The organism is Desmonostoc muscorum LEGE 12446, from assembly GCF_015207005.2.
In the GTDB taxonomy this organism is placed as follows: domain Bacteria; phylum Cyanobacteriota; class Cyanobacteriia; order Cyanobacteriales; family Nostocaceae; genus Nostoc; species Nostoc muscorum.
This window is the reverse complement of record NZ_JADEXS020000001.1, coordinates 1,941,571-1,952,787: the sequence shown is the minus strand read 5'-3', so window position 1 is coordinate 1,952,787 and position 11,217 is coordinate 1,941,571. Positions and strand designations below refer to the sequence as shown.

11 protein-coding genes are annotated in these 11,217 nt (G+C 42.6%); 3 read left to right on the top strand and 8 right to left on the bottom strand.

Going from position 1 to position 11,217, the window contains the following annotated elements:
• The first annotated feature begins 173 nt into the window (after positions 1-173).
• Positions 174-734 carry a PEP-CTERM sorting domain-containing protein gene (locus IQ276_RS08505; RefSeq protein ID WP_193916600.1) on the top strand — a complete coding sequence of 187 codons (561 nt, stop codon included), beginning with the start codon at positions 174-176 and terminating at the stop codon, positions 732-734.
• Between the two features lie 58 nt (positions 735-792).
• Here the strand turns inward: IQ276_RS08505 and IQ276_RS08500 are convergent, their stop codons facing one another.
• On the bottom strand, positions 793-3,153 hold the full coding sequence (locus IQ276_RS08500; RefSeq protein WP_193916598.1) for a PhoX family protein: 2,361 nt from the start codon (positions 3,151-3,153) through the stop codon (positions 793-795).
• A gap of 614 nt (positions 3,154-3,767) precedes the next feature.
• On the opposite strand from IQ276_RS08500, the gene IQ276_RS08495 reads away from it, so the two are divergent.
• Positions 3,768-4,097: a hypothetical protein gene (locus tag IQ276_RS08495; protein WP_193916596.1), complete on the top strand. Its 330-nt coding sequence runs from the start codon at positions 3,768-3,770 to the stop codon at positions 4,095-4,097.
• Between the two features lie 157 nt (positions 4,098-4,254).
• Positions 4,255-4,782 carry a hypothetical protein gene (locus IQ276_RS08490; protein ID WP_235115532.1) on the top strand — a complete coding sequence of 176 codons (528 nt, stop codon included), beginning with the start codon at positions 4,255-4,257 and terminating at the stop codon, positions 4,780-4,782.
• Positions 4,783-4,837: 55 nt separating this feature from the next.
• Here IQ276_RS08490 and uvrA read toward each other — a convergent pair whose 3' ends face one another.
• The 7 genes from uvrA to IQ276_RS08455 form a co-directional block, all read right to left on the bottom strand.
• Positions 4,838-7,780, bottom strand: coding sequence for an excinuclease ABC subunit UvrA (gene uvrA, locus IQ276_RS08485; RefSeq protein ID WP_228043024.1), 2,943 nt, complete (start codon positions 7,778-7,780; stop codon positions 4,838-4,840).
• Positions 7,781-8,077: 297 nt separating this feature from the next.
• A complete protein-coding gene (locus tag IQ276_RS08480; protein WP_193916594.1) occupies positions 8,078-8,698 on the bottom strand; it encodes a TenA family protein in 621 nt (206 codons plus the stop codon).
• Between the two features lie 97 nt (positions 8,699-8,795).
• The gene (locus IQ276_RS08475; protein WP_193914842.1) at positions 8,796-9,566 is read right to left on the bottom strand and encodes a pentapeptide repeat-containing protein; all 771 of its coding nucleotides are present in this window, start codon (positions 9,564-9,566) and stop codon (positions 8,796-8,798) included.
• A 55-nt stretch (positions 9,567-9,621) separates the two neighbouring features.
• Positions 9,622-9,807, bottom strand: a complete 186-nt coding sequence (locus tag IQ276_RS08470; RefSeq protein ID WP_228042897.1) for a hypothetical protein — start codon at positions 9,805-9,807, stop codon at positions 9,622-9,624.
• Positions 9,808-9,904: 97 nt separating this feature from the next.
• Positions 9,905-10,480 (bottom strand): hypothetical protein, encoded by a 576-nt coding sequence (locus IQ276_RS08465; protein ID WP_235115531.1) that lies wholly within the window; start codon positions 10,478-10,480, stop codon positions 9,905-9,907.
• 13 nt (positions 10,481-10,493) lie between these two features.
• A complete protein-coding gene (locus tag IQ276_RS08460) occupies positions 10,494-10,955 on the bottom strand; it encodes a histidine phosphatase family protein (protein WP_228042899.1) in 462 nt (153 codons plus the stop codon).
• A gap of 113 nt (positions 10,956-11,068) precedes the next feature.
• Positions 11,069-11,206, bottom strand: coding sequence for a hypothetical protein (locus IQ276_RS08455; RefSeq protein ID WP_193914884.1), 138 nt, complete (start codon positions 11,204-11,206; stop codon positions 11,069-11,071).
• Positions 11,207-11,217: the final 11 nt, after the last annotated feature.

Sequence of the window (11,217 nt, the reverse complement as noted above, 5' to 3'; positions counted from 1 at the left end):
GGCAATTTGCACAGGGATGTTTGTTTACACAAAGTTTATATCTACCTGACAAAATTGAAGATTTAACGAAGATCATCTTTTGTTGGTTATTTCTTAACCTACACACATTGGTTCAAAGCTTATTTAAGTGAAATTACAGAATTATTCGCTTTTGAGCTTTGGAGTATTTTCTGATGAAATTAGCTAAAGATATTAGTATTGCTGCTTTTGCAGTTGCTATCTCGGTTGGTGCTGTTGCTAAACCAACACAAGCTGCCTTGGTTAATTACGGTTTCAGCGTGAATGCGACATCTGGCGATAATCCTGGTCAATATTTTGGCTCTTTTCAGTATGATGACTCCACCTTAACCGGGATAGGTGACGAAACTTTAGGGGTTAGCAATGGATTATCCATTTTGTTCGACTACTTGGGTACTCAGTATACAGAGGCGAGTGATTTTGATTACCCAGTATCTCCTGTAGTCAGCTTTGCAAATGGTAACCTGTCAGGACTGAGCTATTTAGTTGAAGATCAGTTTTTTATTGGTAACGATCCTGGTAACCCAAATACAGGAGGAACAAAATTTTATAGCATTCTCAGTGCTGACTTATTGTCTACAACAGAGGTGGGTACAGTGACCTATACTAAGAGTACACCCGTACCAGAACCGATGACTGTTGGTGGTATAGCGATCGCCGCTGCTATGGCCTTAGGGATGAAGCGCAAGAAAAAAGCATTTGGAGTAACAAACTAGAGTCAACGTGAAAATTAATGTAGAGACGTTATTATTTAACGCCTCTACATTAATTTTCCTAAATAAAACTACCAGTAGGATTCTTGCGTTTGATGGCAATCACAGATGGTTTGGGTAGACCTTGAGGTTGACCCTTACCACCGTCAGCGGTTGTGATGTTACTTGGCCAACTACTGCCACGAGGTACAGTGCGAACCTGATTGAATGTAGTACCATTCAAATCGAGTAATTCAATATCCCGACTCAGTATTGTTCCGTCATTAATCGGACAATTTTCACCAGGATGTTGTACGGCAATAATTAGAGTATCTCCTACAAAAGTTGGGCCGGTCATCTCACAACGCACTGGTCCATGAGCAAAAGGTATTAACTTTCCGGCATGAGTACCAGTAGTAGGAATGTAGAATAGCCAGTTATTACCAAAAACTCCGGTAAAGGAAGAAACATTACCAGCAACTGCATGATTGATGGTAGTCGGAGTTCCGGCAGCACCAAGGCCAAAACCATTGTGAGTGTCGGTAGACATATCCGTTACACCCCAGATATTTGCTTTATTATCGAAGACTAGGTTATCTACATTGGCAAAACCAGCACCAGAAATAGATCCGGCTTCTCCACCTTGGGCAAATCTCTGCCAACGGAAGGTTAGACCTGTACCATCGGCACTATCTTCAATAATCTTGTACAATCCTCCAGATTGCTGAGTCGCGTTAGGATCTGTACTTAACTTGGCAACCTGGAAAATGCGGGAATCTGGATAACCGTCGCTTCCCGGCGCACCATCAGTATAAGCAATGAAAACTTCTTTGGTGGTCGGATGCACTTCCAAATCTTCTGGACGTGCGGTGGGGGTGCCGCCGGCCAAGTTGGCTGCTAAGAAAGCATCAGTGAGGATAGCACCTTGGGAAGTGTAGAAATCAGATAGCTTCTTACCTTGATAAGCAGGTAGTCTCTCTGCTTCATTGGTGCGATCGACTGGGAGGGAACCACCATCTGTGGTTTGACCTGCAACACCATTGCGTCTTGGTAGGGATAAAAGACCATTTCTTTGAGCCGAACCCAAAGCGGCAAACTCCACAGAAGAAATTACCGATGGGGGAATGGGATTAGTGGGAGTGTTCAAATTTAAGGGTATCCATTGACCCGTACCATTTGGATTGTAACGGGCGACATATAAAGTACCGCTTTCCCATAAGCTGCTGTTGGCTTTACTGGTTGGCGAAGAAATCACACCTGCACTGACAAATTTCCAGGTGTGTCCCCCACGTCTGTCATCTCCCAGATAGGCGATTAATGGTTTTTTAGCTTCGGCACGGATACCGACGTTTTCATGGCGGAAACGACCTAACCAAGTGTGTTTGCGAGGGCGGAAATTGGGATTAACGGGGTCAATTTCCACAATCCAACCGTATTTTTCCCCAACTAAACCGAAGGTCTTACCAGTGGTACCATCGGTGTAACCTGTTTGAGTACCATTAGAGGTGACCGATTCGGTGACACCAACGAAAAATGCCGTACTTCCTTGAAAGTTTTCTTCACCACTTAAAATAGTTCCCCAAGGAGTTGTACCGCCAGAGCAGTTATAGGCAGTGCCAATAATTTTGTTACCTAGTCCATCGGAGGAGAGGTTAAATACTTGAGTTGCGGCTGGGCCAGTTCCGATTAAATAGTTTTGGTCACCTTTCTGGTGGCTGCGACTTCCCCAAGAAGTGACATTTTTATATTCATCACTCCTTTGGCTATTAATTCCCAACCCAGAAAGGCCATGAAGGCGACGATTTCTCGCATCACCTTTGACCACAGCATAACGGTTATTGGAATTACGGCTGGAGATACGGACGATTGAACCGCCTAAGTTATATAAAGCTTCCCCGTCAAATTCAAGACCTCTGGTGGTAGGTAAAGCCCAGCCAATTACTGATTCAAAGGCCGTAGGGAATCCTTTAACATCAGCTGGAGTTTCTGGTACTAGATCGGCAAAAGGAAAACTGACGTATTCGTGATTGACCCACAAATAACCTGCGTCATTGGTTCTGCCAAGGGGAATAAAACCTGTATAATCACAGTTGTAGCCGAAATAATCATCGTTATTGGGAAATACGCGATCGCCCCAGCTGACAATTACATAACGTTCGTACTCTGGTGGCACTACCACATCATCAAGTACGTTGTAGCTATTTAACTTTGCATTTGCAGATGCATTGAGTACCTGTCCCTGACCGATTCCCGTCGGCAAGAAACTTTTCTGCTGTTGATAAGCGGGTAGCGGATGGGGTAAACGCACTGGTGTAAAGCTCAGTGGCGTATTATTTGCTCCTGCAACACTAGAAATACCATCTAGAATGGTGTCTCCCAACACAGCAGCACCAGCACTGCCAGCAAAAAAGATTAAAATTTGTCTGCGACTGAATGTAGACATCAAACTATCCTCTCTTGCGACATAAAAAATCTCGTAAAGGCAAATCTTGATTACTGACAGAAAAAGCCATCAATTCTTGACGTGAAATGCCACAGATTTTGAATAGTTAATAACCTCGTGTTAACAAAAGCTTGTTTGCAATTTAGGTCACTTAACTAGACAAAAATTTTTAAGTTTGTCATACAATCTAATGAGTCAAAATTAACGCCAGGTTATATCTTGATTAATAGAGATTTATTCTCTACTTGACTTACACATAGGAAATTTAAAATAATTCGTAATTCGTAATTCGTAATTCGTAATTACGTTTTGTAACGGGGATTTAACCCCGACACAAAACGTTCTGCCTGTAGAGGCAGGGGAATTAAACCCCCAAACTGTGTTAAAAATCAGAAGTCAGAATACAAAACCAGCCCAGGGATGAATCCGCTAGGCAATAAATTTCACTGACGACAACAACATTATTTGTCAAAACGTTGGTGACAAATCGGTTTGCCAAACATCAGTTATAAGCTTTTTGCTCTAATTATTGTAAAAGAACACTTGGATGCTAACTGGGACATACTGTACTTGTCCCAGGTGATGTGTGAAAATTTTGAAAACTGGAGATAACTATGCAAGCTATACAAATGCAAGAATTAACACTAGAACGAGTCAATGAAGCTGTTGTTGCAATTCTGAATGTTTTGGGAAATCCTGAAAATGATTTACATCTTCATGCTCTATCTGCCTTTCGTAACGGCGATTATCAGACTGTAAAACGACTGGCTTCGACTAATTTATCTGATTCTTATGTCAAGTCACTCGGCTACTTGGGTGGTGCGCTGAAATTAACACCTAACACAGACACTATCTTAGCGGAGTCTGCACGGGCGGCGGCTGACTTTGTAAAAGAAAGAACATTGAAACAGTTAGGGGATGCGTTGGCGCAAGCCTTGTCGTAGACATCGCTGCTGCACTCAACTAAGGGACTTCCAAATAAAAAAATATCCAATTATTTATTGTGGGGTGGGCGTCTCGCCCGCCCTATGAACTGGGCGGGCAAGATGCCATTGGTGTCAAGTTAAGAAAATTAGATTCTTGTCAAGTGGGTAGAACTCAATGGCTAAACTGAACACAATGGTGTTGAGAATAGCCATGACTAAGCCACGAAAGAAACAAGGAAATCCAGACTTTCGACATCAGGTAACTTCCCCTGCCCCAACAAGTGAGGAAATAGAATCACGGTTGATTGAGCTAGTCACTCCAGGGACATTTGCCAATCTCAAAGGGGTAAAAGATAAAGAACGGAGCTTGCGCGATGCCTTCGGCGGGCAAAGCCTACGCGTACTAACCCTACCTGTGATGGCAGCAATAGTACTGAGTTTACTGTACCGACAAATACATTATTTAACAGATGTGCTGCGCTGCCTAGAAGTCGAAGGATTATTGTGGGTAGAGGCCATGTCAGTGAGTCGTCAAGCGTTATCTCAACGCCTTGAGAGTTTGCCTACTGATCGCAGAATTCACAATTACAGCTCATTCCTTGGTTGGTTGAGCATCAACGTTCTATGGGTCAAGTCAAAGCTGCTCGTCAACGACACCGACGCAACGCCGCCAGGTCGCTTGACATTTGGGCTTCAGCTTTAACTTGACACCAATGGCGAGACGCCCATCCCACAAGAGTCAAGCTAATGCATCATTACTACTTTTTCACCGCTGGATACTGCTGCAAAACATGCTGCAAATATTGCCCAGTATAAGACTTCGGATTTGCTGCAACTTCCTCCGGTGTCCCCACAGCAATCAATTCTCCACCTTTATCGCCACCTTCTGGCCCCAAATCTATCACCCAATCTGCACAACGAATCACATCTAAGTTGTGTTCAATTACTAAAATTGAATTGCCTTTATCCACCAATCTTTGCAATACATCTAACAATTTGTGGACATCGTAAAAAGATAACCCTGTTGTTGGTTCATCTATTAAATACAGTGTCTTACCTGTGGCGCGTCGAGATAATTCTGTTGCCAATTTTACGCGTTGCGCTTCACCACCTGATAAAGTTGTCGCAGGTTGTCCCAATTGAATATAACCCAAGCCGACATCAAATAAAGTTTGCAAACGGGCGATCGCTTTGGGAATATTTTGGAAAAAATCTAAACTTTCCTCAACTGTCATGTTGAGAACATCAGAAATAGATTTGTCTTTATACTTCACTTGCAATGTTTCCCGGTTGTATCTTGCACCTTTACAAATTTCGCATTGCACGTAAACATCAGGGAGAAAGTTCATTTCAATAACATTCACACCTTGTCCGCTACAAGCTTCGCAACGTCCACCTTTAACATTGAAAGAAAATTGTCCAGGTTTGTAACCCCTAGCTTTGGCTTCTACTGTTTGGGAAAACACATCCCGAATGGCATCGAAAATTCCTGTGTAAGTTGCAGGATTAGAACGTGGTGTGCGTCCAATGGGCGATTGATCTATTACAATCGCCTTATCAACTGCATTTAATCCCTGAATTTTCTCTAAGTCTTTCGGTAAGGGAACTTTCTTCGTTAAATGATGTTGTAATGATGGATAAAGTAACTCGTTAATTAAGGTAGATTTTCCAGAACCAGATACACCAGTCACAGCAACAAGTTTCCCTAATGGAATTTCTACATCTATATTTCTTAAATTGTTGCGATGGGCATTTTTAATGATTAAGCTGCGTCCATTTCCGTCTCGGCGTTCTGGTGGCGTATTAATTACTCGCCTTCCTGATAAATAAGCACCCGTCAACGAATCTTCTGCTGCTAATAATGCTTCTAAATCACCTTGGGCGATAATATTTCCGCCGTGAATTCCTGCACCAGGGCCAATATCAACTATATAGTTGGCTGCACGAATTGTTTCTTCGTCGTGTTCAACGACAATTAAGGTATTACCTAAATCGCGCAATTTCGTTAAAGTTTTCAGCAATCTGCCATTATCTCGTTGATGCAAACCAATACTTGGTTCATCTAAAACGTAGAGAACTCCTGTTAAACCAGAACCAATTTGTGTTGCTAAACGAATGCGTTGGGCTTCGCCACCAGAAAGGGTCATTGCTGGACGGTCAAGGGTGAGGTAATCTAAACCGACATCTAACAAAAATTGCAATCTGGCTTTAATTTCTCTGAGGACTAAATCAGCAATTTGCAACTGGCGATCGCTCAACTTGAATTGCTCAATTCTCTCTCGACAATCCCGAATCGATACACTAGTTAAATCTAAAATTCCATATTGTCCCAACTTCACCGCCAAAGCTTCAGGCTTTAACCGTTTTCCCCCACAAACATCACAGGGCTGATCGATTAAATACTGCTCTAATTTTTGCTTAACTAACTCCGAACCACCTTCATATTGCCGTTGTAAAATTGGAACAATACCTTTAAAAATTTGTTTTTTATCTGTTTTTGTAGTTTCTTCTTTTTCTCCATACAAAAGAGTCTGCTGCTGTTCTGCTGTCAGCTTGCTCCAATTTGTTTGTAATTCAAATCCATAAGCTTGCCCTACACTGTAGAGCAATTCCAAATAATAAGAATTATCTTTTTCCGACCAAGGAGCGATCGCAGCATACACTGGTGCTTCCGGGTCTGGTACGATTAAATCCGGCGCAAATTTTCTTAAAGTACCAATTCCATGACAATGGGGACAAGCACCGTAAGGTGAATTAAACGAGAACAATCGCGGCGATAATTCCTCCATCACCGCCCCATGTTCTGGACAAGCAAAATTTTCCGAAAATACTAATTCTTCCTCAGACCCCCCGCCTTCGGTACTAGACGGGGTTTCCTTAGATGACTCATGACCAATGACTATGGTCGCAATGCCACCGGATTGTTTTAAGCACGTAGATAAAGAATCAACCAAACGCTCTTGGATACCATCTTTTTTCACTAAGCGGTCAATGACTACTTCGATGGTGTGAGTTAAATTTTTATCCAATTCAATGGAATCTGATAGTTCGCGCACCTCGCCGTCAACACGCACACGGACAAAACCTTGGGAAGCTAGACTTGACAAAAGCTTACGCTGTGTGCCTTTTTTCCCCCGAACGACGGGTGCAAGAATTTGGAAACGAGTACGATCTGGTAATTCCAGAATGCGATCGCACATCTCATCGATTGTCTGGGGTGCAATACAGCGATCGCAAATCGGACAATGGGGTTCGCCAGCGCGACCAAACAACAGCCGCAAATAGTCATAAATCTCCGTCACCGTACCCACAGTGGAACGGGGGTTATGAGACGTTGACTTTTGGTCAATGGAAATGGCTGGACTTAAGCCTTCAATCGCCTCCACATCCGGCTTATCCAATTGTCCTAAAAATTGCCTTGCGTAGGCGCTGAGGGATTCCACATAGCGACGTTGACCTTCAGCGAAAATCGTATCAAACGCCAAAGAAGACTTACCAGAACCAGAAACGCCAGTGAACACAATCAAGCGATCGCGTGGCAATTCCAAGTCAATATTTTTCAGATTATGCTGCCTAGCACCCCGAATCCGAATGGTATTCTGGCTATTGTGCGAGGGGAGATGTCCATTCAACAGAGAAGCCTGAGCATTGGCTTGCTCTGAACGAGACTTCGGGGATACTGTGAGCTGTGGGTCTGACATATTGGGCGGCAAAAAAGGAGTTTCTTATGAAACAGTCCTTAATAATACTATCTTTAATCAGTTTATAGTAGAACAAGAGTACTGTTTTAGATACTTATTGGGCATAGGGCATGGGGCACTTGTACTGAGCGAAGCCGAAGTATGGGGCATTGGGCATTGGACAGTTAACAGATAACTGATAACTGTCAACTCCTCATCTCCCTCATCTCCCTCATCTCTTCTTCCCTCTGCGCCTCTGCGTCTCTGCGTGCAAAAAATCATCCCCCAACTGTCCAAACCACTTTCTAGCCTAAATTCCTACAAACTCCATGCAGCCTGAAAAAAGTCATACTCACACAACATCGCATAACGGTAGGTTGAATGCACAACAGCATTAACCGTGGCATAATTGTCAACCAAATTTTCTAATTGCTGTGCCAATGGCTGAAAATCCGCGCTGCTGTAAGTCCGAATCCAGTCTGCATATTGATGATTAGGAATGCCATTACTAGCCAACTGTTCTCCCAAAAAAGCATATAAACGCATACAGGGAGACATCGCCGCAGCGGTTAAACCCACATCTTGACCCCAAGCAGTTGCTAACAAAAAATCAGTATAGCGACGGGTAGCGGTTCCAGGTTCCACAGAATGCAAATTAACTCCCCACTGGGAAGCATAGCCGCTATGCAATTGCAGTTCTGCTAACACACCTCCAGCTAAGTTATGAAATGTCGTGAAACCTACCCAATCTGGTGCTTTAGCTGCGGCGATACTATACGCACGGGCAAAAGCTTCTAAGAAAAAAGCATCTTGCCCAACGTAGTAAGCAAACTTCACTCGTTCAAGAGTACCATCGCCAATGCCTTGAACAAAAGGATGCTCTAGGCACGCTTTGGCTAAATCTTGATTTGCCGTCCATAATTCATTGGATAACGTCATTAGTCATTGGTCATTTGTCATTTGTCATTGGGCATTGGGCATTGGGCATTGATTATTAATTCTGATCCCCCACTCCCCACTCCCTACTCCCCACTCCCTAAAAAGGCAAAAACTGAAGCAAGATTGAGCCAACACTGCCGAAAAAGTCAACGAAACTAGGGCTACCAGAGCTTACTTTTTCAGTATAGGGGGTTTGCAGTTCTTTAATAAAAGCTTGGGCTGTTTGGGTTCCAGAGGTATTTTTTTGGGATGTAAACAATTTGTCAGCAACTTGGGCATCTACCAATGCACCTTGTCTATCTAATATTTGGTAGCGGGCGATACCACGAGCTAGATAAGCACCTGCATATTCTGGTTTAATGGCGATCGCTTGACTAAAATAACTAATTGCTTGCTGGTGGTTGCCTTTTTCTCCTTGTGCTACACCCAAAGCATAAAAATCCTCTGGCGAAGCAATTTGTGATGGTATACCGACTGCACCTTGGAAGTTAGTACCATTCAGGTAAGCACCATTTAATTCTGCATTTGTTAAATAGCTGTTTCTCAAATCAGCACCCGCCAAATTTGCGCCGCTAAATCTAGCCTCGCTCAGGTTAACACCAAATAAACTAGCACCACTCAAGTTTGCACCCCGCAAATCAGCACCACTCAAGTTTGCACGGCTGAGGTTTGCACCTGCAAGATTAGCACCGCTTAAATTGGCTCCAGATAAATCAGCCATCACTAAACCTGCATGAGTCAAATCACAGTTTTGACATTGTTTAGTTGCCAATAATTGTTTCACGTGTTCAGAATTCGCTGCTTGTACGGTTGTTGCGAGGCTAACGAAAGTTAAAAATGTGGCTGTGGCGAGAATTTGGCTTTTCATATGTACGTAATATTTCTTACTCCAGACTCAATATCAACCGAGATAGATTTATACCTCAGCCTATGATATTAGCAATCTGAACAGTTTGCCCTCTGTAGTTGCCTATATCACTTGTAAAATTCAGCTGATTATGGTTGGCTGAAGAAGTCGCCAATTCCAGGAAAAGCTTTTTGATATCTTCTGTTGCCATTCTCGAAGAACGCAGTGTTTCTCGCAATAATTGATTACCAAATGAATTCATAAACAATATCTGCTCTATTAGTGGTATGGAGAAAAATCCTAAGGCTGCCCAAAAAATTGCATATCTTACGGCTTCGGGATTTGCAGTTGCACTAACTTCAAGAAAAAGAGATGCCCAAAGGAAAAAAAAAGTTGGGGTTCACAAGCAGAATATAAGCATCCCTAGCTTCTGCCTTGTTCAGCTTGCCTTTTGTCAATACTGAAGTTAAGACGGCAAAAAGGCGTATTAAGATAAAGACTAATGTTGCTAGAGCCAGTTGTTGCAAACAGGCTAGAGAACGGTTTGCATCTGTTGAAGAAAATAAGTCGGAAATGAATGTTGATGGAGTAAACTGAAACCCAGTTGCCAAAGCCATTAATGCAACAGCAAGCACTCCGATAAATTTCCAGTTCTTGCTGTGGTGGTTTGATTCAACAGGAGATTTATCACGCCAAAACTGAGCTAAAGCTCCCGGTATTGCCAAACCAACAATTAGAATGACACCAAAAAATATCAGGCTGGAAGAGTTAATTGGTAATTGTTTTGCCAAGCCAAATGTCACAACCAGTGCCACTGGAGTGATGATTGATAAAGTCTTTGATAAGATAGCTGAGGGATAAAGATTACCGCCCCAAAGCACTGATAAAACTGGGGAAGTAAGGGCGGGTGGAACCATCAAAAAAAGCACCCACATAACTTTGTACAAATCACCAGGGCTTTGATACAAAATTCCAGAAAATATTAAAAATAGCCCAAATACCCATCTCAGTAATGTCCATCCATAGACTATATACTTCACAGTTGAAGTTACAAGCTAGACGCAGCAAATTCAGGTTACAACCTGCAAAAATACCAAAAGATTTTTCGCTAATTCGATGATCGATGTGAATGGGAGTATCAGGAGACTTTAGCGCCTGACTTTCAGCAAGTGCAATTTCACAAGTTTGCCTGGCGCGTCTCATGTGAGAGACATATACTGCATCGAATTTCACACCTTTTTTCTTGAGATCAGAACCTGCTTGACGCGCTTGCAATCTACCAAATGCAGTCAAATCTACATCTAATACACCTGCAAAAATATTGCGTTCATTGCTGGTACTTTCACCATGTCGAATGAAATACACCTTTCCTTGTTGGTGATTATTTTCTACTACTTGGCTAGATGCCATAGACAAATTTTCGGTGTTAGAAATTATTTCCATTCGTTTCGAGATATTCAGGGTAATCACTTACGTACGTTAGGTAATGATGCATGAAAATCTCCGGGATTAAAAAAATGTAATTATAAATTTAAACTTTCTAATTCCTGCCAGAGAATAGCTATAAACTCATTAGCATCCTTAATACCCATCTCTCCCAGGGCTTTCCACTCCTCAGTACTGTAATCTAAGAAGCGATCGCACTGGCTGTAAGGGGACAACAGACCAACGA

Bases quoted from the DNA above. Each gene is read 5' to 3' on its own strand.
- IQ276_RS08460 (WP_228042899.1), bottom strand. From the start codon at position 10,955: ATGGCATCTAGCCAAGTAGTAGAAAATAATCACCAACAAGGAAAGGTG.
- IQ276_RS08495 (WP_193916596.1), top strand. From the start codon at position 3,768: ATGCAAGCTATACAAATGCAAGAATTAACACTAGAACGAGTCAATGAA.
- uvrA (WP_228043024.1), bottom strand. From the start codon at position 7,780: ATGTCAGACCCACAGCTCACAGTATCCCCGAAGTCTCGTTCAGAGCAA.
- IQ276_RS08480 (WP_193916594.1), bottom strand. From the start codon at position 8,698: ATGACGTTATCCAATGAATTATGGACGGCAAATCAAGATTTAGCCAAA.
- IQ276_RS08470 (WP_228042897.1), bottom strand. From the start codon at position 9,807: ATGAATTCATTTGGTAATCAATTATTGCGAGAAACACTGCGTTCTTCG.
- IQ276_RS08500 (WP_193916598.1), bottom strand. From the start codon at position 3,153: ATGTCTACATTCAGTCGCAGACAAATTTTAATCTTTTTTGCTGGCAGT.
- IQ276_RS08505 (WP_193916600.1), top strand. From the start codon at position 174: ATGAAATTAGCTAAAGATATTAGTATTGCTGCTTTTGCAGTTGCTATC.
- IQ276_RS08490 (WP_235115532.1), top strand. From the start codon at position 4,255: ATGGCTAAACTGAACACAATGGTGTTGAGAATAGCCATGACTAAGCCA.
- IQ276_RS08475 (WP_193914842.1), bottom strand. From the start codon at position 9,566: ATGAAAAGCCAAATTCTCGCCACAGCCACATTTTTAACTTTCGTTAGC.
- IQ276_RS08465 (WP_235115531.1), bottom strand. From the start codon at position 10,480: ATGTGGGTGCTTTTTTTGATGGTTCCACCCGCCCTTACTTCCCCAGTT.